22 protein-coding genes are annotated in these 23,161 nt (G+C 61.6%); 15 read left to right on the top strand and 7 right to left on the bottom strand.

Features of this window, described 5'->3' with window-relative positions:
• The first annotated feature begins 27 nt into the window (after positions 1-27).
• The 3 genes from R1T45_RS10870 to R1T45_RS10860 are packed head-to-tail and all read left to right on the top strand — an operon-like array spanning position 28 to position 2,554.
• A complete protein-coding gene (locus tag R1T45_RS10870) occupies positions 28-1,164 on the top strand; it encodes an ABC transporter substrate-binding protein (RefSeq protein ID WP_317390819.1) in 1,137 nt (378 codons plus the stop codon).
• Positions 1,161-1,688 (top strand): type II secretion system protein GspJ, encoded by a 528-nt coding sequence (locus R1T45_RS10865; RefSeq protein ID WP_120352242.1) that lies wholly within the window; start codon positions 1,161-1,163, stop codon positions 1,686-1,688. Before R1T45_RS10870 ends, R1T45_RS10865 begins: the two co-directional genes overlap by 4 nt.
• Complete coding sequence (locus R1T45_RS10860; RefSeq protein WP_317390818.1) at positions 1,685-2,554, top strand: general secretion pathway protein GspK; 870 nt, start codon at positions 1,685-1,687, stop codon at positions 2,552-2,554. The genes R1T45_RS10865 and R1T45_RS10860 overlap by 4 nt, the downstream gene beginning before the upstream one ends.
• Before the next feature lie 88 nt (positions 2,555-2,642).
• Here R1T45_RS10860 and R1T45_RS10855 read toward each other — a convergent pair whose 3' ends face one another.
• Positions 2,643-2,840, bottom strand: a complete 198-nt coding sequence (locus R1T45_RS10855; RefSeq protein WP_132445105.1) for a hypothetical protein — start codon at positions 2,838-2,840, stop codon at positions 2,643-2,645.
• A gap of 24 nt (positions 2,841-2,864) precedes the next feature.
• Positions 2,865-4,490 carry a DUF4331 domain-containing protein gene (locus R1T45_RS10850; RefSeq protein WP_317390817.1) on the bottom strand — a complete coding sequence of 542 codons (1,626 nt, stop codon included), beginning with the start codon at positions 4,488-4,490 and terminating at the stop codon, positions 2,865-2,867.
• A gap of 242 nt (positions 4,491-4,732) precedes the next feature.
• On the opposite strand from R1T45_RS10850, the gene R1T45_RS10845 reads away from it, so the two are divergent.
• The 11 genes from R1T45_RS10845 (at position 4,733) to R1T45_RS10795 (ending at position 15,692) form a co-directional block, all read left to right on the top strand.
• Positions 4,733-5,149, top strand: coding sequence for an A24 family peptidase (locus R1T45_RS10845; protein ID WP_317391071.1), 417 nt, complete (start codon positions 4,733-4,735; stop codon positions 5,147-5,149).
• A gap of 426 nt (positions 5,150-5,575) precedes the next feature.
• The gene (locus R1T45_RS10840) at positions 5,576-6,676 is read left to right on the top strand and encodes an ATP-binding protein (protein ID WP_317390816.1); all 1,101 of its coding nucleotides are present in this window, start codon (positions 5,576-5,578) and stop codon (positions 6,674-6,676) included.
• Positions 6,677-6,678: 2 nt separating this feature from the next.
• Complete coding sequence (locus R1T45_RS10835) at positions 6,679-7,353, top strand: response regulator (RefSeq protein ID WP_132445109.1); 675 nt, start codon at positions 6,679-6,681, stop codon at positions 7,351-7,353.
• A gap of 174 nt (positions 7,354-7,527) precedes the next feature.
• On the top strand, positions 7,528-7,926 hold the full coding sequence (locus tag R1T45_RS10830; RefSeq protein ID WP_132445110.1) for a hypothetical protein: 399 nt from the start codon (positions 7,528-7,530) through the stop codon (positions 7,924-7,926).
• Positions 7,927-8,510: 584 nt separating this feature from the next.
• Positions 8,511-9,440, top strand: coding sequence for a patatin-like phospholipase family protein (locus tag R1T45_RS10825; protein WP_317390815.1), 930 nt, complete (start codon positions 8,511-8,513; stop codon positions 9,438-9,440).
• A gap of 379 nt (positions 9,441-9,819) precedes the next feature.
• Positions 9,820-10,290, top strand: coding sequence for a hypothetical protein (locus R1T45_RS10820; protein WP_317390814.1), 471 nt, complete (start codon positions 9,820-9,822; stop codon positions 10,288-10,290).
• On the top strand, positions 10,287-11,111 hold the full coding sequence (locus R1T45_RS10815) for an HTTM domain-containing protein (protein WP_317390813.1): 825 nt from the start codon (positions 10,287-10,289) through the stop codon (positions 11,109-11,111). The genes R1T45_RS10820 and R1T45_RS10815 overlap by 4 nt, the downstream gene beginning before the upstream one ends.
• Positions 11,108-11,440, top strand: a complete 333-nt coding sequence (locus R1T45_RS10810) for a DCC1-like thiol-disulfide oxidoreductase family protein (protein WP_317390812.1) — start codon at positions 11,108-11,110, stop codon at positions 11,438-11,440. The genes R1T45_RS10815 and R1T45_RS10810 overlap by 4 nt, the downstream gene beginning before the upstream one ends.
• A 1,148-nt stretch (positions 11,441-12,588) precedes the next feature.
• Positions 12,589-13,305, top strand: coding sequence for a sugar transferase (locus tag R1T45_RS10805; RefSeq protein WP_120352243.1), 717 nt, complete (start codon positions 12,589-12,591; stop codon positions 13,303-13,305).
• 71 nt (positions 13,306-13,376) lie between these two features.
• Complete coding sequence (locus R1T45_RS10800) at positions 13,377-14,276, top strand: CpsD/CapB family tyrosine-protein kinase (protein ID WP_317390811.1); 900 nt, start codon at positions 13,377-13,379, stop codon at positions 14,274-14,276.
• A gap of 354 nt (positions 14,277-14,630) precedes the next feature.
• Entirely contained in the window at positions 14,631-15,692 is a 1,062-nt protein-coding gene (locus tag R1T45_RS10795; RefSeq protein ID WP_317390810.1) for a DUF874 domain-containing protein, read from the top strand.
• Positions 15,693-15,697: 5 nt separating this feature from the next.
• Here R1T45_RS10795 and R1T45_RS10790 read toward each other — a convergent pair whose 3' ends face one another.
• Together R1T45_RS10790 and R1T45_RS10785 are read right to left on the bottom strand one after the other, a co-directional pair.
• Positions 15,698-15,997, bottom strand: a complete 300-nt coding sequence (locus R1T45_RS10790; RefSeq protein WP_317390809.1) for a hypothetical protein — start codon at positions 15,995-15,997, stop codon at positions 15,698-15,700.
• Between the two features lie 18 nt (positions 15,998-16,015).
• Entirely contained in the window at positions 16,016-17,326 is a 1,311-nt protein-coding gene (locus R1T45_RS10785; protein ID WP_317391070.1) for an oligosaccharide flippase family protein, read from the bottom strand.
• A 159-nt stretch (positions 17,327-17,485) separates the two neighbouring features.
• On the opposite strand from R1T45_RS10785, the gene R1T45_RS10780 reads away from it, so the two are divergent.
• Positions 17,486-18,691: a glycosyltransferase family 4 protein gene (locus tag R1T45_RS10780; protein ID WP_317390808.1), complete on the top strand. Its 1,206-nt coding sequence runs from the start codon at positions 17,486-17,488 to the stop codon at positions 18,689-18,691.
• On the opposite strand, the gene R1T45_RS10775 is transcribed toward R1T45_RS10780, so the two are convergent.
• From R1T45_RS10775 to R1T45_RS10765, 3 genes are read right to left on the bottom strand one after another with little or no spacing between them, the layout of a single operon-like run.
• Positions 18,688-19,542, bottom strand: a complete 855-nt coding sequence (locus R1T45_RS10775) for a glycosyltransferase (protein WP_317390807.1) — start codon at positions 19,540-19,542, stop codon at positions 18,688-18,690. The genes R1T45_RS10780 and R1T45_RS10775 overlap by 4 nt on opposite strands.
• Positions 19,533-22,217 carry a hypothetical protein gene (locus R1T45_RS10770; RefSeq protein ID WP_317390806.1) on the bottom strand — a complete coding sequence of 895 codons (2,685 nt, stop codon included), beginning with the start codon at positions 22,215-22,217 and terminating at the stop codon, positions 19,533-19,535. Before R1T45_RS10770 ends, R1T45_RS10775 begins: the two co-directional genes overlap by 10 nt.
• The gene (locus tag R1T45_RS10765; protein ID WP_317390805.1) at positions 22,214-23,158 is read right to left on the bottom strand and encodes a hypothetical protein; all 945 of its coding nucleotides are present in this window, start codon (positions 23,156-23,158) and stop codon (positions 22,214-22,216) included. Before R1T45_RS10765 ends, R1T45_RS10770 begins: the two co-directional genes overlap by 4 nt.
• Positions 23,159-23,161: the final 3 nt, after the last annotated feature.

The following is a 23,161-nucleotide window of genomic DNA, read 5'->3' as shown; positions in this document are numbered from 1 at the left end:
CAGCCAGGTAAAAAAGGAGCGCGAAAGATGCCAAAAGCACGAGCGAAACAAACCCCCGAAGCCGCGATTTGCGGGGCTGGGGCGGCGCTGACACGGCGGCGTCTGTTGCTGGGTCTTGGTGGATCATCTGCGCTCTTTGGTCTGTCGGGCTGTGGCGGGCTGTCTCTGACGGGGGGCGACAAGCTGCCGCCAGCGAATGCGGTGGGTCAGGCGGTTCTGCTGGCCCCTCTCAGCGGGCCGCGAGCGTCATTAGGTCAGATCATGCTGGCCGCTGCAAGCCTTGGCGGCAATTCCACAGCACCGGGCGCAGAGGTGGCGGTGGTCGACGCGGGCGATAGCGACGCCTCGGCGGTTGCGGCGGCCAAAGCCGCGCAGGCGGGCGGCGCGCGGATGATCTTGGGGCCAATGTTCTCGGGGCAAAGCCGCGCCGTGGCAGCGGCGGTGGATGTGCCGGTGGTGTCGCTGTCCAACGACAGCTCGATCGCTGGGGGGAACCTGTTTGTCTTTGGCATCACCCCGCAGCAATCGGCCAAATCGATCCTTGGGTTTGCGGCCTCACGTGGTAAGCGCAGCGTGGCCACCGTCGTCCCGCCCGGTGCCTTCGGGGCCCTGTCGGCGACAGCCGCGCAGGCGGTGGCGGCCAGCGTTGGGATCAAGATGCCCGCCCCAGTGGTCGCGGCCTCGGCCGCAGGGCTGGTGGACAAAATCCGCGCGGCCAACGGCGGCGCGCTGCCCGACGCGGTCTATCTGCCCGTGGTCGGCGGACCCTTCGAGGAACAGGCCGCCGCCCTCAAATCCAGCGGGGTGCAACTGCTGGGCTCCGAGCAATGGGCCTCGATCACCCCCTACCGGATCGCGGCGCTGCAAGACGGGTGGTTCGCCGCCCCCGACCCGGTGGGTTTCGAAGCCTTCGCCACCGCCTTTGCCGAGGTCAGCGAGGCCGACCCCGGCGTGCTGGCAGGGCTGGCATTCGACGCCGTGGAGATGGCCCGCATCCTTGGCCGGATTGCCCAGCAAGACCGCAAGGGACTGCTGCGTGAGGCGGGCTTTGACGGTGTTGTCGGCCCCTACCGGTTTCAGAAAGACGGGCAATGCAGCCGCGGCCTGGCGATCCTTAGTGTGACCAATGGCGCCAACAACCTGATCGGCTCGACCGGCGCATGACCCCTCGGCGCGACGGCATGGCCGGGGTGACATTGGTCGAAATGCTGGTGGCGCTGAGCCTTTTTGCCATGGTCGGTCTTGCCGCCTTTACCACCTTGGACACGATCCTGCGGGTGCGCGCGCAGACCGATGGGCGGCTGGAGCATCTGGCCCGGCTTGACCGCGCGCTCATGATCTTTGGCCGCGATCTGATCGAAGCCGATCCGCAGGCGGTCACGTTGGAGGCGGGCGTACTCTCGGCTCCGCTGCAAGACGGGCGCACCCTGCGCCGCTACCTGCGTGCCGAGGGGGAATTGCACCGCCAGTCGGGCACGCAAAACGCTGACCCCGATCTGACGCAGACCCTTGTGCCAGAGGTCGAGAGCCTGACCTTTCGGGTGCTCGACGACGGGGGCATTTGGCATGACACCTGGCCTGACCCCGCCAGCGACACTCCGGCGTCTGCCGTGGACCTGCGCCTTGAGATCACCGGAGCAGGCACGCTGCGGCGGCTGGTGCCATTAAGCCAAGTGGTGCCGAAATGAGGGCGCGTGAGGCTGGGGTGATCCTGATCAACGTGCTGGTGGCACTGGCGCTTGGCGCGGCCATTGTCGTGTTGATGTTCACCTCGCAGGAAAACCTGATGGACCGCACCCGCCGGGCTGCGGCGGCCACGCAGGCCGAAGCGCTGGCGCTTGGCGCGGAGGCATCGCTGGTCGCAGCCCTGCGCCGAGACATGAAAGAAGCCCCCGAGACCGACCATATGGCCGAGCCTTGGGCGCTGGCCGCGCAGGAGGAAGTTGAACTGGAAACCGGCAGCTTCTCGATCACCGTGAATGACGCGCAGGCGCGGTTTGACCTCAATGCCTTGGCGGCGGGCCGGCTTGCGCAGCAGCAGACATTGGCGCAACTGATCACTGCGCTGGAACTGCCGGACCGTGTGGCGCTCGATATAAATGACCACCTGATCCGGCGCGGCCCGGTGCGGGACTTGGCGGAAATCCAAGCGTTGGACGCCCAGACCCGCGCCGCGCTGGCACCCCATGTCAGCCTGCTGCCGCAGTCCGGGAATGTGAATTTGAACACGGCCAATGAGACGGTGATGGCCGTGATGCTGGGCTCGCCCAGTGCGGCGCGACAGCTTGTCAAACGGCGCGCGGCGGCGGGCTTTCTTACCAAGGGCGACCTCACCGACGCGGGGATTGTGACGCTGGACGGGATTGGCTTCACCTCGGCGGTCTTTGACGTCGAAAGCCGGGCCGAGGTTGACGGTCTCACGGTCACGCTGAGTTCGCGGCTGCTGCGCCGCACGGTGCTAGGTCAAAAGGAAGTGCGCGTCATTGCGCGCAGTTTCTCGCCCCAAGGGGCAGATACAGCCCCCCTGCCCGACCCGCCGCCCTTTCGCCCCTAAAAACCACAGACGCCAAGAAAAACGCGGCCTCCCGGGGGGGAAGGCCGCGTTTCAGGTCATTCACGCCAATCAGGCGCTTGCCGTCCCCTTACGGGTTAAACGGCTCCCGTGTGGGGAACTGGGGCAACGACACCCCGGCGAGGGAAATCGGCTCATCGTTGCGATCCTGCGCGAAGGCACGGGCAAAGTCCGACCCCAGCGAGGCGATCCCATTCAGCCCGCTCCCGCCGCCGCAGGCGACCAGAACACCGCCCAGAAGCACAAGAATCGAGATATTCTTTAACATTGGAATTCTCCTATTCCTTTGGGTTTAGTTGTTCGGCGAACCGGCGATCGGCGTATTCAGATAGGGGAAGGACGCCCGCAGTTCGGTGGCCCGCAACGGCGCACCATCGGTGAAGGGAACTTCGCCCGCTGGTGCTGTGTCATCAGGGTCACCATCGCCACAAAGGCCAAGGTTGATGCTGTCTTCGGCGCTTGGATCACCGCTGACTTCCTGACCAAGCGGCACGTTGTGGCACAGACGGCCCATCATCACACGCAGGGCAAGGTCGACCGTGTCATCGCCGGGGCGACGGCCGTTCGGGAAACCACCCAGATCTTCGGCCAGCAGGCCAAAGGTGTGCTGATCATCACGTGGTGTCGCCGGGAAAGTGGTGTTCAGACGCAGCATTTCCGACAGGTCGGTGGACGCATCGAAGTTAGCTGGCTGGTTCACACCCGGAAAGCCCGACAAGAACGCCGTCACAAGGTCATTGCGCGGGAAGTTCGACGGTGCGATGTCGCCCGAGGCACCAAGCGCATCGCGGAACAGGATGTCCAGCAAGGCCGGCAGGGTCGGGTTGGTAACATAGACCGCGAGGGCTTCGTCGATGGTCGGCTCGGCTGCGTTGAAGAGGTCCTTGTCGGCCAGACCGATGACGACTTCGTTCACCAGCGGGTTCGACAGACGCGACTGCTGCACCCAAGCACCGCCAAAGAGCGAAGTCTGCTCATAGGTCGGCGACGGATCTTCAAGCTCACCCTGCGGCAGGCTTGCGGTGGTCCAAGCGCCGATCACAGCTTCATCGCCTTGGGTCAGGCAGTCAATCGGGACTTCAAGTGCCAGCGTGGTGACATTGGCCTTGCCGATCAGATCGTCATTGGCGCGGTCCTGCACGATGCCGTTCGCAATGAAATCCGGGTCATTGTACTGCGGCCACATCGGGTTATCAGGGCCTTGCACGGGCACAAGGTTCACCAAGTCGAAGATCTCGCCGAGGTTCACGGCAAAGGCTTCTTCGCGCTGACCGGCAAAGACACGGCCGGTGCCACAGCCCGGAATCTCGACATTGTCGTAGATATAGGCGTCGGCATAGGCCTCGTAGTCGGGCAGTGTCTTGTTGCCGACGTTGTCGAGGGGCTTGGTGAAGGTTGCACCGCCCGAGTGGGTCAGTTCGGCGCGATCGCCGCTACGGCGGTCGCCGGTGATCATGGTGACACCGTAGCTTTCGGTCTCGCCCAAGGCGGCTGTGGGGTTGCTGGCGGTGATCTGGCCAGCCGCGCGCAGCGGGATGCCCACGGTCTCGCCGCCGATATCAAGCTGGATACCGGTGCCGCCCGTCAGGTTGTTGTCGAATTTGAACTGGAAGGTGATCTCTTCCTCGGCGTCGGCATCGTTGCTGACGTGGATCTCATAGATCGCATCGGGATCCATGGTGAAATAATTCGGGCCGCCATAAGGGGCCTGCAAAGGCTGGTAGTTGGCAATCAGGGTCACATAGTCGCCGCGCCCTGCCTCATAGCTTTTGAACATGTAGAAATCGGTGGCGTCGATCTTTGGCTGCTCGGTGATACCGGGCGCTTCGCGGTGTGACGACGCTGATGCAAGGGTCGTCGTCAGGCACAATGCGCTGGCGCAGCTCCCTCGTAGCAGGGTACGAACAGAAATAGTCATTTGTCTCTCCCAAGTTGGCATTTTTCTGATGTAATTGTTGGTTCTACTCTCCCTGCGAACGCTGAAAAAAATGCAACTCAGTACCCGCATTAACGCAGTCACGTGGTTCGTTAAGAAAAGGTTTCAACCTTTCTGAAAAAAGTTTTGTTGCCGAAGGACGGGATGATTTGTAGGCCAACGGAATGCCTTTGAACGCGGATATGTCGCCTGCCCTATTCCTTGCGAGCACGGCCATTTTGGCCGTGTTTCTGGGTCTGCTGGTACGGATCGACCTGCGCGAGAAGCGCCTGCCGGATCGGTATACCTTGCCGCTCATCGTTCTGGGGCTTTCGCTAATTGCCTATGCTAGGGGCACATTACCGGGGGGCGAGATCTGGGGGGCGATTGTCGGCTATGTGACCTTCTGGGCGCTCGGTAGTTTGTTTTTCAGACTGCGAGGGCAAGAAGGGCTTGGGCTCGGCGATGCGAAGCTTCTGGCCGCCGCTGGCGCGTGGCTGGGTATTAGCGCCTTGCCGATGGTCGTGCTGTGGGCGGCGCTCGGCGCCTTGGGCTTTGCGGTTATCACCCAGCGTGGACGAACGGACCAACTGGCCTTTGGCCCTTGGCTTGCGGCAGCGTTCTTTGTCTTGTGGGTATTGAGGATTGATACCGTCTGGTAGTGATCGGCAGGCCACTGTTGGAGCGTTGAACCATTGGTGTCCCTGCAAACTAACTGCACATTTTGGTGGTAGACCTAACATATGAACCCAATCCGGAAGTCATTGTTCGCCAAGATTTTCACAGCCGTCGCAGCGATTTCCATTCTTATCGTATTGGTGATGGCGCTGATGGTCGCCCTGTGGATGCGCGAGGGTTTTGCGCGCTACCTGCTCAGGGGGGAACTGGCACGGTTCGACGAGCTCGCAACATCCTTGGCTGAGCGTGGACAGAACGGTTGGGCCGAGTTTGATGAAGACCCGCAACTGTGGGCTGCATTTGTACATGCGCATGCCCCTCTCCCAAGCCGGTCCCCGAGATTTCCACCTGAAGCCCCACCCCCACCAAGGCCAGACAACCCACCGCCGTTTATATTAGGCGATGACAATATGAGGCTGGAGAAACGTATCGTGCTGCTTGACCGCGATGGCAATCAGATCGCGGGCCATATTGAACGCTCGGCGCTATTTGAGCGGCGCCCCGTATGCGCGAACAACACCTGCGCGGGCGCGAACCTTCTTGGCTATATCGGATTGAACGCGCCGATGGAGCAACGAGATGCGAGCGACACATTCTTTTTGCGCGGGCAGTATGCCTCTCTTGCTCTTGCAGCGCTGATCGCCATCGCCCTCTCGGCTGCGGCTGCGTTTATCATCGCGCGCCAGTTGCTTGAGCCCGTTCGGCGGTTGGAGGCCGGCGCGAAAACGATGGCGGCGGGCAATTACACGGCCCGGATCAAACAAGACAGAAGTGACGAATTGGGGCAGTTGATCGGCCACTACAACACTTTGGCGGCGACACTTGAACAAACCGCCAAGGCCGAGCGTGAATGGATTTCCAACACCAGTCACGAACTGCAAACGCCGCTTGCAGTGCTACGCGCCCAGATTGAGGCGCTACAGGACGGGATCCGCCAGCCCGACGACAAAACGCTGACCGAAATGCATGCAGCGCTCATGCGACTGTCGCGTCTCGTACAGGACCTCAAAACACTGTCCTATGGCCGCGAAGCCGAGCTGACATCGTCAATTGAACAAGAAGACCTCCCGTCCCTTGTGAAGCAGGCGGCTGAAACGATGCGTTCAAAGCTCAGCGCTAAAGGGATAGAGTTGGAGCTTAATCTGCCGATGCAGATGTGGGTTCCCTGTGACCGAGGGCAGATTGGCCAAGTCATGGATAACCTGCTTGAGAACGCTTTTCGATATACCGATGGGCCCGGCCAGATACGCGTTAATCTGCAAGACGGCGAGGGTTTCGCGCAGCTGACTGTAGAGGACACGCCGCCAGCCGCGCCCGAAGACGATGGGGACAAGCTGTTTGACCGTTTCTACCGCGTGGAGGCATCGCGGTCTCGCGCGCATGGGGGGTCCGGGCTGGGGCTCTCCGTCTGTAGGGCCATCGTAGAGGCGCATGGCGGCACCATCTCTGCTGGCCGATCCGAGTTGGGCGGGGTACAAATTTTCATACGATTGCCGAAACAAGCAGTGTGACCATGGCGCGCATCCTGATCGTAGAAGACGAAATAGCACTTGCAGAAGTCGTGCGGGATTACCTGCTTGCTGACGGTATGAGCGTAGAAATGTTGGGTACGGGCGCGGGTGCCATCGCGCTTGCCCAGACAAATCAGCATGATCTGGTCATTCTGGATCTGATGCTGCCCGAGGTGGATGGCCTGACGATCTGTCGAGAATTGCGCAAAACATCCGATGTACCGATCATCATGACCACCGCGAAAGTAGAAGAAATCGACCGTCTTCTGGGTCTTGAACTGGGGGCAGATGATTACCTGTGCAAACCCTTCTCTCCGCGTGAGCTTGTCGCGCGGGTCAGGGCGGTTTTACGCAGACGCCCTATGGGTCAGCCCGCACAAATCCCTGCCACGAACGACCGCCTCATCATCGACGGCGACCGGTGGCAGGCAACACTGGATGGCAGCCTCCTTGACCTCACACGCCGGGAATTCTCGGTGCTGCAGGCGCTTGCTTCCCGGCCAGGCCGCGTTTTTTCGCGCGACCAACTGCTTGCACTGGCCTTTCCCGACGACACAGAGGTTTTTGACCGAACCGTCGATAGCCACATTCGAAACATCCGGCGCAAGATCGCATCGGTCAGCACTTGGGACCCGATCCGCTCTGTCTATGGGGTGGGATACGCCTACGATGGCTAAAGGGGCCGCCCCTACCCCAACCTTTCGAGAATTGAGCCAGAAAAGCTACAGAGTGCATTTTTTTACGATCTGCATTCTCGCTGCATAATTGCTGCAAACTCACTGCTCAAAGAACATGGAAAAAGGCCCTGTGAATGGCGACTTAACGCCACAACAGGAGAACCTACGATGTTCATGGATAAACTTAGAGCACAACGCGAACAGGCTGCGGCCCAACGTAAGATCCCACTTTACCGGCCAACAGTACCCCGCATCAAAGGCAACCAAAGCATCATCCTCGCGATCACCTTCGCCGCTGTGGTTCTGGGCGCGCTTAACATTTCCGCCGTGCGCGCTGAAAGTGCTTCGGCAACGGATCAAGGTACCGTTTATGCGCAATCTGCGCCTTCCGGTCAGGGCGAACGCGCAGGCCGCCCGCCGCGCGAGGCTATTGAAGCTTGCGAGAATGTTGAGCCACAGTCTGTCTGCGAGTTCTCGGGCCGCGATGGCGGCACCGTTCGGGGCACCTGTATGTCCCCCAAAGCAGATGTGCCACTGGCGTGCGCCCCGGCCAATATGCCGAAGAAGGGTTAGTTCGCGCTTCGCCACGAGATTGCGATGCGGCAACCCTCAGGGGGTTGCCGTATTCTCCGTGTCTTGCCGAGAAACGGATAGGCTGAATTGAACCTCCCCCCCACCTTTGCCCGGGCTTACTTATGCGCGCCTCACTTAGTCTCGCTCGGGCGGTTTTGGTGCATTCCGACATAGACGAACCGATCACGACGGCGAGCGCTGAGCGTCCCTTGACCGTAGATTTTACACTTGAGGATGGCACTGCATCCGCCCGCTACCAGATCACGGCGCCCGACCACGAAAACCATCGGGCTGAATCACAGCTTACCGAGCAAGGCCCATCGCTCGGTGCCCCTGAGGGAATTAAGATGATTTGCACGAAACCAAACAAGGGCATTGTGGGCCGCCGTTCGTTTCTCATGGGCCTTGGGGCCACCGCTCTTTCAGCCTGCACAAGCCCCGTTCAGACGCCTTTGGCGACGCGCGTCGAAACGGACAATGACCCGCTGTCGCGGTTTCGTCTCTTTGCGGATGATGGGCCGGACGAATGGCGCAAACACCTGCATCCCCCGTCGTCTTTACCGGACCCCTCTGCCGGGCCGAACGTGCTGGCCCTATCCGGCGGCGGTGAGGACGGTGCTTTTGGGGCGGGCGCGCTTGTGGGCTGGTCAAAGCGCGGCGACAGGCCCAATTTCGACTTGGTGACCGGCATTTCGACCGGCGCCCTCATCGCTCCGTTTGCGTTTATGGGACCGAATTACGATAATGTTCTAACCCGCGTTTTCACCGAAAGTGACGCAGGTGACATCATGCAGATGCGGCCATTTCAAGCGGTCTTCAGCGACGCGCTATATGACACCGCGCCGCTGGCTGCGTTGATCACCCAGCACACCCCACCCTCGTTCCTTCGTGCCATCGCGCAAAAGCACAGAACGGGAAAAAGCCTGCTCGTTGTCACCTCGGAACTTGATAGTGCGCGGGCCTCGATCTGGGACATGGGCGCCATCGCCGCCGCAGGGCAATACGAGCTGTTTCGCAGCATCTTGCGCGCCTCTGCCGCACTGCCGGGGCTCTTTCCGCCGGTAAATCTGCGATACACTGCGGGGGGTAAAACCTATGCGGAAACGCATGTCGACGGGGGCGTACACATGCAGTTTCTGGCGGTCCCCAACTTCGCGTTCACGACACCTGATCACAGGCTGCAAGGCGGGCATATTTACGTCCTGATCAACAACACGCTTAATCCGGCCCCTGAAACAGTAGGAAGATCCGCGCTAAGCATTTCGCAACAGGCACTCACGACAACAGGCCGAGCCAACGCATTGCTGCAGGTCAACGCGACCCAGCTTTACGCACGCGAACGGGGGCTACGCTTTTCGGTAACTTCAATCGATCCGAAATCTGGGATCGTCTATGATCCGTCGGATCGGTTTTCATCAACCTATATGAACGCTCTTTATCAACACGGCGTAGAGCGGGCGCAGAGCGGTACACTTTGGACGAACGCAAAGGAGGAGTGGCCGCCACGACAGTAGCACCGAGAAAATCGAGTGCGCCCCGAAATTAACGGATTGAACATGCAGGCCCAATCAGAAAGATGCTTGCACCCTCCTCGGTTCGTCAATTTCTGCGTTCGCTAATGGGTGGTTTTATTCAAAATGGGCAGATTTCAGTTGTTCCCTGCAGTGCCGAAGATCGGGTCAGATAGGAGCGAGGGACGTAAAATCACCCCTGCCGTTGGGCAATGTGAACTGCGGGGTTTCAGTCACCTATCAAGCATCTAACTGCCCAAACCCGGTGCAATTTCTATGTTTCCCAACCATGGCTCACATTTTGCCCAATTTTCGTCCCGATTTCTTAACATGGTTGTGTGAAACCTAGATACTGGCGCAAGCAGTGAAAGAGGCCGCAACAATGACCCATGTACCCACACCAGGAACCGTGTCACGCCCGCAGAGCGGAAATCTTTCGATGTTAGCGCGCCACATTGCTTTCGGCTTGTTTGCGGTATTGATCTATCTGGGCCCGGCTCCTGGACAGATCTTCGGCTCCCATTTGCCATGGCTGCGCGAGTGGGTCATGTTCTCTGGGGTGGGTGTGGGCATTCCCAATGGCCGCTTTGTCGTGCGACATGAGGATGGTGCCGAGACAATGCACACCCCATTGGAAGCGGCAGATATCGAGCAATATCCGTTGATTTTGCACTACCTTTTCGAGAATCGCATTTTCGCGACAGAGCATTTCGCCCATTTTGCCGCGCCCCTATGCGCAACGGTACCTGAAACAAGTTCGGTTCGTTTCGAAGGGGCGGTTGGAACCCGTCAGGGCTGGCAAGCCTTGAAGATCGAAAATATCTGCGCCTCCAGCGAAGGGAAGAAGCCATGAACGCTGGGGTGATGTTGCGCGACTTCGTCGCTTGGGGCCCAGACGCCACTGGTCCAACGCGGGCAGTTGCGCTTATGCGAATTGGGCTGGCAACCATGGCAATTGTCCGCTTCGGTGCCGAAGTCGCACCCTTCGCGGCGGAGACATTCAGCGAACTGCTGCTGGGATTGGTCTTCTTTATCTTTGCAATCGCAGCCCTGCTGGGCGTCCGCGCCAGACTGTCAATCGGTCTGCTTGGGCTGACAATATTTCTTCTATACGGGATGAGACAAGCGGGCCTTGGTACCGCGGGTTGGAATCATCACCATGTCTATCTTCTTGGCATCTCTTGTATTTTCCTCATGTTTACGGATTGCGGCCGGTCTTATTCCTTTGACCGATGGACGGCCATCCAGAGCGGAAACCGGGTTCTACCTGAACACGGCATCTTGTGGGGGCAGCGCCTGATCGCCCTGCAAATGTCGGCACTCTATTTCTGGACTGCGGTGGACAAGTCAGACCAAGCCTTCATTTCAGGACAAAGGCTCGAACAGATTTTCGTTTGGAGCTATTCGGGTCGCACGCTTGAGATACTTCTCGCTTCTCCCATGCTCCTTGCGTTGATGTCCTGCGCCGTCTTGGTCGTCGAATATTTTCTCGCCTATGCGATCCTTACCCGTCGCCATCGCGCAACGGCCATATTCATCGGGTTAAGCATGCATTCGACGTTCTACCTGTTGCTCCCCGTCAGCACCTATTCTGCGACGATGATGCTCCTATACCTTGCGTTGCTGGACCCGCAATCCGTCCAAAAGTTCATCAAGAGGATGCAAGAGCCATGACGCCGCTGCGGATCGTCTACGATGGTGAATGTCCTTTTTGCGCAAACTATGTCGCGCTCTTTCGACTTCGGGAAGGCCATGCCGTTGAACTGATCAATGCGCGCACCGATCGAACCAGGGCCAATAGTTATGGTCTGGATCTGAACGATGGGATGATCGTCGATCTTGACGGTGAGGTTTTCCATGGCGCGAAAGCTGTCGCCCTGCTCTCGCGTCTGTCGCGGCGGCGAGGGGCGTTAAGTTCCGACCGCGTTGCGAAGGCGGTCTACCCGGTGATGCGTTTTGGTCGGGCGGTAACACTTAAGGTTTTGGGCCGAAAACCTCTCTGACCCGCGCCGAGCTAGAACGGTGACACTGCTTTGCCCATAGGCGACGCCGTTAACGCCCACGCGCAACCCTAAGCCAAAAATTGACGCCGACAGTGCAGGTCTACAGTTCACGTGCATTCAGCAACAGGTCAACGCAGCGGCAAAGATCGCGGAGGCTACTAGGCCATCGACCAGCACAGTATCCGTCAGATCCGCCAGCCTATGGCGAAGCCCGACATACCGGCGCGGCAGAAACACTCGACGCGCTCGGCCGGATGGGCGGGAACGGCTATGCAGGCACCTTCGACGACTTCGACCTGCCGACGCCCTTGGCCGAGGACGCGCAGCGTTCCGGCAAAAAACATGTCGTGAACGGCAATAGCTGAAACGGAGAATAGACCTCGGCTGGGTTGTGTGACGCAACCAGCGACAAATCGTCGGTGGTAATGAGGGGCTGCTGTACTGGTGGGTGGCGGGGCACGCTCATCTTGACCCAGGGTGTCCTTTCCTCTCGTTTGAACACAGTAATTTTTGGGTCTTCAGTATTTGCCTTGGTCCGCACCAAGCCAAGCCTCACAACCAACCGAAGAATCCTCTGAAATCTTGCTGCCATGCAGGACGAATTTGCTTTCACACATCCACTACCTGCGCCCAACTGTCGCCCATTTATCGCCCTGACATTTTTGTGAGAGCTCCGCGAGAGGTGACCGCAGGCGTGCCGATATCTCATCCCTCCACAAGTGCCTTAGTGTAGGAGAGGCAAGCAGCCGATACACGGAGCGCATCGCGGCACAGCCCTGAAATAAAAGATATTCCTCAACAATATCAAGCTCTTGATACACACTTTCGCGCCCATCCGCACCCCTCTTTTCGCGGCATGCCAGCAGGGTCCACGCCCGAGCACCCCCTGCCTAACCCCTACAGTTCCCTCGCTAATTTCTGCCACCCCCCTCTCCTGCGAAACAGTCTGTTTCTGAGAAAATGGATCGAATAAGGCGAAAAGGTGGTAACAAATGATACATATCCTACCTGAACGTATAGGCCGCCTAGGCCGTTGAGACAAAGCGGGGCGAAGGCGCCGTGGGCCGGACAGGTCCGATTGAATGCGAATGAACCCTGGGGGGTTTGGAATGAAGTACTTTGACGCCCACAGCCATACCTATGGCTCAATGGAAGCCCTCGCCGGCCCGATGTTGGGCCGCACGCAGCCTGCTGCTGCGGGTGCCGCCGCGCTGCCCGCGCCGCGCGCTTTGGCGGCCTTTCGTCTGCGTCCTACCGGCCTTTATGGGCGCTATGCGAAACCGATTATCGACCGGCTGCTGATCCTTGCCTCCCTGCCCATCGCGCTGCCGATCATCGCCCTTTGCGCGCTGGCGCTTTGGATTGAAAGCGGGCAGCCCTTCTATACCCAGCAGCGTCTTGGGCGGGGGGGCAAACGCTTCTCTATCCTGAAACTGCGCACCATGGTCCGCGATGCCGATGCCGTGTTGGAAAGCTACCTTGCCGCGAACCCGGCGATGCGGGCCGAATGGGACGAGATGCAAAAACTGAAGGACGATCCGCGCATCACACGGGTTGGCGCCTTCCTGCGGGCAACCTCGTTGGATGAGCTGCCGCAGCTTTGGAACGTGCTTAAAGGCGACATGAGCCTGATTGGCCCGCGTCCGATGATGCCCGACCAGCTTGAGATGTACGGCGAAGCGAAAGCTTATTTCGCCCTGCGCCCCGGCATCACCGGGTTGTGGCAGGTCTCGGCGCGCAACAACAGCCGCTTTACATACCGCAATGAGGTCGACGCCGCCTATCGCCGCAATCTGTCGCTGCCGATGGACCTGACGATTCTGCTCAAAACCGTTGGCGTCGTCTTGCGCCGGACCGGGTGCTGAGCGATGCTTGCCGCGCCCGGCAACAACGAGAAAATTAGCGCCTCATGTTCAGAAAATCGAAAGGGAAGACGATGAAAGATCTCTATGCATCCGACGCCCTTGGCGCGGACAACAGCGATGTGTCGGCGCAGTTTGGCGGCCCGGGGATGCGGCACAGCATCCGCCCGCGCCGCACCGTGATCGACCATGAGGATGAGTTCGACGGCGATCTTGCGTCTGAAGAGGCGCTGCCCACCGCCGCTCCGGCCGTGTCGCGCTATATCGGCGACGACCGCGCGCCGCGTTGGCAAGACCTGCCCATCGCCACCCCCGGCCCCGGGGGGGACATGCCGTTGGTCGACGATCACCGCAACAGCGCCGCCGCGCGGGCTTTTGACCTGCTGCGCACGCGCCTGCGTCAAACCACTCTAGAGCACCGCTGGGTCAATATCGCTGTCACCGCCCCCACCTCGGGCTGCGGCAACAGCTTTTCAGCGACCAATCTGGCGCTGAGCCTGTCGCGTGTGCCGGGATCGCGCACCGTGTTGATGGACATGAACATGCGCAACCCCGGTCTGGCCCGCGCTTTTGACCTGCAAGCCCCCGGCGCAATGAGCGACCTGCTCAGCGGACGGGTCGATCTTGGCAAAGGGATGCTGCGGGTCAGTGACACGCTGGCCCTCGGCCTGAATGACCAGCCCGAGGTGAACGCCGCCGAAATCCTCCAAGACAGCGCCACCGCCGAAACACTGCTGCGCCTGCGCGCCTCACTGCAGCCAGAAATCGTTCTCTACGATATGCCACCCATGTTGGAGCATGACGATCTGTCGGCATTCCTGCCGCAACTTGATGGTGTGTTGCTGATCTCGGACGGGACGCAAACAATGGCGCGCCATCTGCGCGAATGCGAACGCATGCTCGAAGGTCAGGTGCCGCTCTTGGGCATCGTACTGAACCGGACGCGCGCGTCCAGCCTGCCGAAATATGCCTGACACCCCCTGTCGCTGCCCCCTCTAGCGCCCTATTATCGCCCAAGTCTTCTGGTCTAGGCAGGGAAACTCCGCCGGGCAACGGTCGGGGGCTTTAGGCAGGTTGGAAAGAGGCACATGGGACCGATCTATACATTCGATGACATCATCGACATGCTCCGCCGTCGGGCGGGCGTGATCATTTTGATCACGCTACTGGGCTGCATCGCCTCGGTCTACTGAGCGCTTTCGACGCCGCATGTTTACCAATCTTCCGAAGTCATTCAGATCGAGCAGCCCAAGATCGCCAATGATCTGGCCCCCTCCACCGTAGAGGGGTCATCGGCGCGTCGTCTGCAGTTGATCGAGCAGCAGTTGATGGCCCGCGGCACCCTCGTGGACATCATCCAACACTTTGATCTTTATGATGATCTTACCGCGCTGCGGATGTCGGAAAAGGTTGATCTGCTGCGCCGTTCGGTTACCATCACCGGTGTGGCCGCCGCGCGCGAGGGCTTTGCCGATGACGGCACCATCTCTGTCATGACCTTCACCGCCGAGATGGACAACCCCGCCGATGCGCAGGCCGTGGCGCGCGAATTTGCCGACCGCACCCGCCAGATGTCGGCGGCCCAACGCCAAAGCCAGACCCAAGAGACCTTGGAGTTCTTTCAGCGCCAAGAGCAGAACCTGATCCGCGACATCTCTGAGCTTGAGGCGGAACTGGCCGATTACCGGGCCGAGAATGATCTGTCTCTCGAAGGCAGTCTTGAGTTTCGCCGCGGCGAAATCAGCAGCCTGAACGACGCCCTCCTTGAGCTTGACCGCGAGATCATCGCCTCCCGGCTGGCCCGCGACCGGGTCAACCCCGACGCCCGCGCCGCCACCATCGCCCGCGAACAGGCCGAACTGGACGCCACGTTGGAAAGCCTCACCACGCAGCGCGATTTGCTGCAAGAGCAGCGCGAAACGCTGACCGCCAGCCTGCAAACCTCACCTGAGGTTGAGCGTGAACTGGCCCGGTTTGATCGTCGCCTAACCCAGCTGCAGGACCAGTTGGAGGTGATCACAGCCCGCCGCAACGAGGCGGAGGTGGGGTTCTCACTCGAATCCGATCAACGGGGTGAGAAACTGATCACGCTGGAGCAGGCCGAACTGCCGGATTACCCCGTCTCTCTCAGCCGCAAAAAGCGGGCGGCGATAGGTGGCATGGGCAGCTTCGCGCTTGCCCTGATCGTGGCCTTTTTGCTGGAACTGCGCCGCCCGGTGATCCGCTCTTCCCGGCAGATGACGCGCGAGACGGGGCTCATCCCCGTCGTGTCGATCCCCGACCTCAGCCCCCGCGAAAAGCGCCGCACCTTGGGCAAAGTATGGCAAGAACGCTTAAAGGCAGGTAAAGAGGGCCGCGCCGCACGTATGGCACGCAGGCAAAAGAGCTGATCCGCTCAGACCGTAGCGCTGAGCCCCAGTACCCGGTCCCAATGCAACCAAAGCGCCAGTGCGCCAAGCACGATCCCCAGCAGGGCGAAGATCAGATCGTGGCGCGCGTCCCAGACGCCATGCGCCCGCGCAAGCCAGATCAGCACCAGATGCGACAGGGCCATCGCCGCGCCCAGGCCAATCAACGCACCGGGCAGCCCGGCGGCGATCACCCCCGCCAACAGAAACCCAATCTGCAAGCTGGCCCGCGAGGCCGAGGAGATGAAAAAACGCCGCGAATCCCCCGCCGCGCGTATGGCACGCAAGCAAAAGAGCTGATCCGCTCAGACCGTAGCGCTGAGCCCCTGTACCCGGCCCCAATGCAGCCAAAGCGCCAGTGCGCCAAGCACGATCCCCAGCAGGGCAAAGATCAAATCGTGGCGCGCGTCCCAGACGCCATGCGCCCGGCCGAGCCAGATCAGCACCAGATGCGACAGGGCCATCGCCGCGCCTAGGCCAATCAACGCACCGGGCAGCCCGGCGGCGATCACCCCCGCCAACAGCAACCCAATCTGCAAGCTGGCCCGCGAGGCCGAGGAGATAAAAAACCGCCGCGAATCCCCCGCCGCAAGCGCCGCTTGGTCATAGGTCATCCCGATCACCTGCGGCATCAGCGCCAGCGCCAGCATCACCAGAATCGCGCCGCTTTGCAGATAGCGCGGGTCATAGAGTACTGAGACCAGCCACGGCCCTGCCAGCGCCATTGCGGCCAAAAGCATCAGCAGCCCCCCGCTCAGCCCATAGCGCATCCGCCGCAGCTTGGGATGATCGCCGCCCCCGGCCTCGCGGTAGATCGGGATCATCACCCGCCCGGTGACGTTCTGCCCCAAAAGCAGCGGAAAACTGGCGAGGAAATAACCGATATTGTAGATCCCCAAGCCTTCGAGTGAGAGGAACTTGCCCAAGATCGCCTTGTCCCCTTGGCTGGCAAAGAACCAAAACATGGTCGACAGGAAAATCCATTTCCCGAAATGCACCAACTCCTGCACCGCAGGCCGTTCCCAGCGAAAGCGGTTGCCCGGCCCCGGCAGGAACGCATGGGTCAGCGCCAGTTTTGCCAGCGCCCCCACCACGCCACCGACCACCAGCGCCGCCACGGATTGATAAAGCACCGCGCCCACGATCATCACCACGATGCCAATCACCTGTGACGCCAGATCCAGCAGTGTCAGCCGCCCCATTTGCAGATGCCGGTGCGCCGTCTCGATCCGCGTGGGATTGAACCCGGCGACCACAAGGCTCAGCGCTGCGATGGGCAGATAGGTCAGCAGCGAAGGCTCATCGTAAAACGCCGCCACTGGCCACGTCAGCGCACAGGCCGCCAGCCAGAGGCACAGCCCCCGGATCGCTTGAATCGTCCACGCGGTGTCCAGAAAGTCGCGATCGTCTCCGCGTTTGCTCTGTGCGATGGAGGGCGCGATGCCTACGTCCGAAAACAGCGTCAGCCCGACGATCACCACCTGTATCAGCGCCATCAGGCCAAAGGCTTCGGGGAAAAGCAGCCGCGTCAGGATCAGGTTCGAGGCCAGCCGGATCGCCTGCGACCCGCCATAGCCCAAGACGATCCATGAGGTTGAGCGCAGCGCCCGTGCCATCAGGCGATTGCCCGTCACCGCTTGGGAAACCTGTGAAAACACCCGTTGCTGCGCCTTTGCCAATTCTTTGCGAGAGACTAAAGGCTTGCCCGCCCTTGTGCCAGTGGCAAGCGGGCGGGTAACAAGGTTTATCAGCCATAAGCCAAGGCCGCGCCCCCCGTGAAGATCGCCTATATCCTCAACACCTACCCGCAGCCCTCGCATTCCTTCATCCGCCGCGAGATCGCGGCGCTAGAGGCGGCTGGCCATGAGGTGCTGCGCTTTGCCATGCGCGGCCCCGATGTGCCGCTGGTCGATGGGCAGGACAAGGCCGAAGAGGCGCGCAGCCACTATGTTCTGGCCGCTGGCGGGGCCGCCCTCGCCCGTGCAAGCCTGCGCAGTGTCCTGCGTTCGCCCCGCCGGTTCGGCAAAGCGCTGCGCGAAGTCTGGCACGCCGCACGTCGGGCCGAGACGGGGATGGCCCGCCATCTGATCTATCTGGCCGAGGCGTGCTATCTGCAGGCGCAGCTGGACGGCAGCGGCACAGAGCACCTGCACGCTCATTTCGGCACCAACGCCACGATGGTCGCGATGCTTTGCCACCTGCTTGGCGGGCCGTGCTATAGTTTCACCACCCATGGGCCCGAGGAATTCGACAGCCCCCACGCGCTGTCACTCGGCGCGAAAATCCATCATTCGGCATTTGCCGTGGCGATCAGCCAGTTCGGGCGCAGTCAACTGTGCCGATGGGCTGACCCAGCCGATTGGCCGCGCATCAAAGTTGTGCATTGCGGCATTAAGCCCGCTAAATTCCCTGCCCCCGCCGCCCTGCCGGATGGCCCGCGGCGCCTCGTCTCCATCGGGCGTTTTGTGGAGCAGAAGGGCCAGCTTGCCCTGATCGACGCCATGGCCCAGCTGCGCGACAGCCAACCCGATCTGCATCTGACGCTGATTGGCGACGGCCCTTTGCGCCGCGCGATTGAAACGGAAATCGCCCGCCATACCCTGCAAAATCGCATCACCCTGACCGGCTGGGTCGACGAGGCGCGAGTTACCTCCGAACTCAGCGCTGCCCATGCGCTCGTCATGCCCAGTTTCGCCGAAGGTCTGCCCATGGTGGTGATGGAGGCCATGGCCGCCGCCCGCCCGGTGATCGCCACCTATATCGCAGGCACGCCGGAACTGGTGCAGCCCGGCCAAACCGGCTGGCTGGTGCCCGCAGGCGATGTGGCGGCCTTGGCCGAGGCGATGACCGCCCTGCATGACGCGCCGCTCTCGACGCTGGAAGAGATGGGAGCGAACGCCCGCGCGCGGGTCTTCGCGCGCCATGATGTGTCCCGCGAGGCGGCAAAGCTCGCCGACCACATGCAAGACGCCGCCCGCTAGCGCCCCCGCACCCAGCGGTTTGCACTGCGAAAGACCGGTGCGTAAATCGTCAGCCGCACGGCGACAAAGACCAGCGCCCCCAAAGGGTCCGCCAGCGCGCGCCGCCAAAAGGGGCGCATCTGATCATGCGCGTCATCATTGCGCATCAGGTCGGGGAAAAGCTGCTCGACCTCGGCCACGCCAATGTCTTGCCGCCGCCGCACCCGCACCAGCGGCGCAAAGCCTTCGATCATGGGCCAAGCATAGGGGGCAGGCACCGCGATGCGTTCCTCGGGGCGGAAATTCAGCCGCGCGAAAGTGTCGTCCGAGATGATGTCCGGCCAATCCCCCCAACGCGCCCGCCCGGTGCGGTTCATGGCAAAGACACCAAACCCCGGCACGCCATGGGTCATGAAGCCGGTGGTCTGCCAAAACCGCGTGTAATGGCGCGTCACCCAATCGCCTGAGGTCGTCACCTGCGGCATCCCGCTGGCATAGCGCGGCGCGTCCTCGGCCAGTGCCCCGGCCAGTTGCGCCAGCAGGGGCGGTGAGACCAGCACATCGGCGTCGAGATAGACCAAGACCGCACCCCGCGCCGCAGCCTCGCCCGCATTCAACGCACCGAGTTTGCTGCCTTGAGCCAGTTCCAGCACCCGCAGCGCCCAGCCTCGCGCCTCGAACGCGGGGGCCTTTCTGCGGGCCAGTTCTGCGGTGTCGTCCGTGCAGCCATTGGCCACGACGATCACCTCCACCGGCCCCGCCACCGGGTCAGCGGCGCAGAGCGCGTCGAGGCAGGCGGGCAGCCAGTCGGCCTCATTATGGGCGGGGATCAACACGCTCACCCCTTGGAACGCGCCTGTTGCTACTTCCATGCGTTCAAAGCGTCCCAACGTGGATTTTCATCCGCCAGATAGCGCAGCGCGCCCCAAGACCCCCATTTCGTCGGGGCATAGACATCTGAATAATGGGTGAACAATTGCCCGCCGACAGCCAGCCACCCTGCCATCAAATCGGTATAGAGCGCGCCCATTTGAGGCGCGTAATTGAGATGGTGAAAGAAGGCGGTCAGACTTTCGTCATTCACCTGTGCCCCAAGGCCAACCACATGGCTGCCGCCTTCGTACATCACCAGATCTAGGTCATGCGCCCGCGCCACGGCGGCATGATAGGGCCAGACACGGCCAATAAGGTCGGCAAGCGTATCGTTTTGAAGCCCGCTGATGCCACCGTTGCGCAGATCTTTCGCCGCACGGGCGGTGGCCGCGTCAAAGCGGTGGGTCTTGATATAATCGTCGAGAGCGCTGCCGCTCACCCCTTCCGCTTCCCCCTCGGCGCGGGCCAATTCGAGGCTTTCCGACAGCCAATCCTTGACCAACTCGGCGTTGTCTTCCAGCCCCAGCACCCCACCAAAATAGCCGGTGATCGCATAGGCATCAAAGGCGGTGGCGGGCGCGCGGTTTCCTGCTTTTTCAGCTTGGTAAAGCGGGGCTTCCAAAGCCTCACGCTCAAGCCCCAGCCAGCCGGTCTGGCTCGCGATCACATTGCGCAACCGCGCTTCAGCCTCACCGCCGAAGACATCCGTCCAGATGCGCGCCACTTCGGCGGCGCGCAGGCCATAGAACTGCATCCCCTTCTCGGCCTCATTCCAGCGGGCCTGCGCCATCTCATCCGCCCATTGGGTCTGGGCGAATTGCCAATTCCACACCTCGTTGGAGAATTCCACATAGGCTTTGCGGTCCTCGCTCAACGTCTCCTCGACGTAGGTCGCGAACGCGGTCACATAGCCATCATCCGCCAGATGTGGCATGTTGAACCACGGGTCGATCCCCAGCTCATTGGCCAAGGCGACCATGACTTCTACCGGGACACCGCGCAGGGCATAGGTCACATCCTCGGGGCGCGGGCGGTCCTCCCATGCGGCGATGAGGCTGTCGTTGGTGCCCATCCAATCCATGAAGCGCAGCACCTTCATCCCGGTCAGATGCTGCGTCCAATCGGGGTTGAACCGCGCGCCAGCGTCGAAATCGGCAGCGCGGTCTTCGCGCACGACGGTGATATCGCGCGGCGGATCGCTGCGGTGCATGCGCTGAATGCGAATGTCGACACTGCCCGGCCCCGGCGCATAGTCGAACCGCACCTCGTTCTTGCCATAGCGGACATTCTCGGCCCGGCCCGTGACCTCGATCACGCCCTGCCCCTCAAAGCGAAGCAGATAGCGGCCCTTGAGCGTGGTCGCCTGCGGCGGCATGTCGGTCAGGATCAATGTGCCGATGCTGCCCAAGGCGCGGGGCATCTTCACCGGCCAGCCTTCGGAATCGAGGTAGCCACCCTCAACCAATTGCGCATATTCCATCCCGCCAAAGCGCCCGGCCAGATGGCCAAGCCACGGGCGCGCGGTTTTCATCAGGTCGAGGAAGGGAGCCTGCACGCTCCAATCGGCGATGGCGGCAAGGCCGATGCCCATGTCGCGGGTGCCTGCGACGGCGTCCTGCGGCGGTGTGATCTTGAACGGGGCATTCGCAATCGGCGTGACAGGTACTTCGGGCTCATCTGGGGCCGGCGCTGGCTCATCAGGAGCGGACGCAGGTTCATCTGGGGCGGGCGCTGGCACATCGCGTGCAGGCGTAGGCTCATCACGGGCAAGTGTAGACTCAGGCACCGCGGGCGGGCCAGTGGGCGAAATCGGGGCGGTCTGTGCATTGTTTGCGGCGGCAGGGCGCGTGGCAGGCGGCACCGGCACCACAGCACTGCCCTGATACTCTCGCACCGCATCCCACGCCACACGCTGAAGCTCCCGCGCGAGGTCGGGGGTGGGCGTGTCAAACGCTTTGCCCCAACGGTCATTGAAATCCGTCGGCAGGCCCAAGGGATCTTTGCCCGTTAGCGTGGCATATTGCACCATGGCGACAAAGTAGTGGCCCAGATCGTTCAGGTGGATGTCATCGGCAAAAAGCGCGTCGATCTCATTCAGCCCCGGCACACGTTCGGCGGCGATTTCATCGTAAAGCCGCGCCATCGCTTGCCCGGCGGGGATCACCTCAATCGTCGCAGTGTCAGAGCTGCGCCCATCGCTCACCGCCGCCGCGATCCCCTCCCATGCGGGCAGATCATTCTGCAACCGTTCGCGCCAAGGGATATGGGCGTGGTCGTCATAGGCCACTGCCTCTCCGCTGCCGCTTTTCAGCGAATGCCATGTCTCTTGCAGATAGACCTTCACCGTCGCATTGGCCGCCGCAGCAAGGCCAAAGAAAGCCTGCGCATAGACTTCGGTATCCGACCAACGGGTGTGATTGGCCAGCGGGATCGCCTCGGTCAGGATCAGATGGGTGGTCTGCCCTTCGGGCAAGACCGTGCGGGCATCCACGCCCTCGGCCCGGTCAGATTCGTCCCAATTATAACGCAGGGGCGCGCCGTTGATGATCTGCGCGCGCACCTCGCCCTGCCCCACCCCGGCGCGCAGCGCCTCTTGCAACATATCCGGCCCGTCCGCCCCAAAAAGGCTGTGGCCCACCATCAAGACCGAGAACAGCCCGCCCAGACCGCTCATGCCGCGACCCCGCTGTCGGGATGGGCGCGGACCACGTCCCAGACCACGCGCTGCATCAGTGCTGCGGCCTCTGCACTTGGTGTGTCAGCCGGGGTGCCATCCGCACGGGTCAACTGATGCGACAGCCCCGCCGGGTCGCGGTGATAGAGCGTTGCGTAATGGGTCAGCGCCACAAGATAGGCCCCCTGATCGTTGAAGTGAATCGTATCGCGGCGGCCCTGCTCATCGCGCGAAAAGAGGTTCTGCAGGCTGATGATGCCGCCCACCCCTCCGGCCGCATCGACTGCGCGGGCAAAGGCCGCCATGACCTGCCCGGCGGGGATCAGATAAATGGGCACCTCCGATTGCTGCAACGCGGGGTAGATCACCTGCTGCCGCCAGTATTGATCGAGGTCACGGTCGATCCGGTTCAGCCACCCCTTGCCATCGTCGGTGTGATGCCATGTCTCATAAAGATAGACGCGCGTGTCGGGCCGGGCCGCCTGCGCCAGATCGGCCCAGCGGGCAAGGTAGTCGGGGCTGTCGTGGTAGCGGATGGCGTCGGCAATCTCGACCATCTCGGTCAATACCAGGGCGTCGTAATCGCCCGAACCGATCGCCGCCCGGGCGGGCCGGTGCTGCGCATGGTCATTAGAGCGCTCAAACCCATTCACCGGCACATTCGGCTCCCAATGGTCGCGCAGCGAACTGCCCCAGCCGGTTTGACTGTGATAGCTGTGCCCGGCCCCCGCCATCTGCGCCAGCATCGCGGGCATGTCTCGGCCCACCAGTGAATGCCCCAGATGGTAGACCTGCATCGGCCCCGCCGGCGGGGTCAGCGGCGTGGCATAGAGTTGTTCCGCGCGGTCCTGCACCTGCGCCCGGCGAAAGACCCAAGTCCCGCCGCCAAGGCTGGCAAGAGCGGCGCCCCCCAGAAAGGCACGGCGAGAGAGTGCGACCATGAG

This window comes from Sulfitobacter sp. LC.270.F.C4 (assembly GCF_032922545.1).
In the GTDB taxonomy this organism is placed as follows: Bacteria; Pseudomonadota; Alphaproteobacteria; order Rhodobacterales; family Rhodobacteraceae; genus Sulfitobacter; species Sulfitobacter profundi.
Note: the sequence above shows the minus strand (reverse complement) of the source record. Positions and strands in the feature narration are given on the sequence as shown.

Excerpts from the sequence above, each read along its gene's own strand:
- R1T45_RS10870 (WP_317390819.1), top strand. The coding sequence starts at position 28 with ATGCCAAAAGCACGAGCGAAACAAACCCCCGAAGCCGCGATTTGCGGG.
- R1T45_RS10865 (WP_120352242.1), top strand. The coding sequence starts at position 1,161 with ATGACCCCTCGGCGCGACGGCATGGCCGGGGTGACATTGGTCGAAATG.
- R1T45_RS10860 (WP_317390818.1), top strand. The coding sequence starts at position 1,685 with ATGAGGGCGCGTGAGGCTGGGGTGATCCTGATCAACGTGCTGGTGGCA.
- R1T45_RS10855 (WP_132445105.1), bottom strand. The coding sequence starts at position 2,840 with ATGTTAAAGAATATCTCGATTCTTGTGCTTCTGGGCGGTGTTCTGGTC.
- R1T45_RS10850 (WP_317390817.1), bottom strand. The coding sequence starts at position 4,490 with ATGACTATTTCTGTTCGTACCCTGCTACGAGGGAGCTGCGCCAGCGCA.
- R1T45_RS10840 (WP_317390816.1), top strand. The coding sequence starts at position 5,576 with ATGAGGCTGGAGAAACGTATCGTGCTGCTTGACCGCGATGGCAATCAG.
- R1T45_RS10835 (WP_132445109.1), top strand. The coding sequence starts at position 6,679 with ATGGCGCGCATCCTGATCGTAGAAGACGAAATAGCACTTGCAGAAGTC.
- R1T45_RS10830 (WP_132445110.1), top strand. The coding sequence starts at position 7,528 with ATGGATAAACTTAGAGCACAACGCGAACAGGCTGCGGCCCAACGTAAG.
- R1T45_RS10820 (WP_317390814.1), top strand. The coding sequence starts at position 9,820 with ATGACCCATGTACCCACACCAGGAACCGTGTCACGCCCGCAGAGCGGA.
- R1T45_RS10815 (WP_317390813.1), top strand. The coding sequence starts at position 10,287 with ATGAACGCTGGGGTGATGTTGCGCGACTTCGTCGCTTGGGGCCCAGAC.
- R1T45_RS10810 (WP_317390812.1), top strand. The coding sequence starts at position 11,108 with ATGACGCCGCTGCGGATCGTCTACGATGGTGAATGTCCTTTTTGCGCA.
- R1T45_RS10805 (WP_120352243.1), top strand. The coding sequence starts at position 12,589 with ATGGAAGCCCTCGCCGGCCCGATGTTGGGCCGCACGCAGCCTGCTGCT.
- R1T45_RS10800 (WP_317390811.1), top strand. The coding sequence starts at position 13,377 with ATGAAAGATCTCTATGCATCCGACGCCCTTGGCGCGGACAACAGCGAT.
- R1T45_RS10795 (WP_317390810.1), top strand. The coding sequence starts at position 14,631 with ATGGCCCGCGGCACCCTCGTGGACATCATCCAACACTTTGATCTTTAT.
- R1T45_RS10785 (WP_317391070.1), bottom strand. The coding sequence starts at position 17,326 with ATGGCACGGGCGCTGCGCTCAACCTCATGGATCGTCTTGGGCTATGGC.
- R1T45_RS10775 (WP_317390807.1), bottom strand. The coding sequence starts at position 19,542 with ATGGAAGTAGCAACAGGCGCGTTCCAAGGGGTGAGCGTGTTGATCCCC.
- R1T45_RS10770 (WP_317390806.1), bottom strand. The coding sequence starts at position 22,217 with ATGAGCGGTCTGGGCGGGCTGTTCTCGGTCTTGATGGTGGGCCACAGC.
- R1T45_RS10765 (WP_317390805.1), bottom strand. The coding sequence starts at position 23,158 with ATGGTCGCACTCTCTCGCCGTGCCTTTCTGGGGGGCGCCGCTCTTGCC.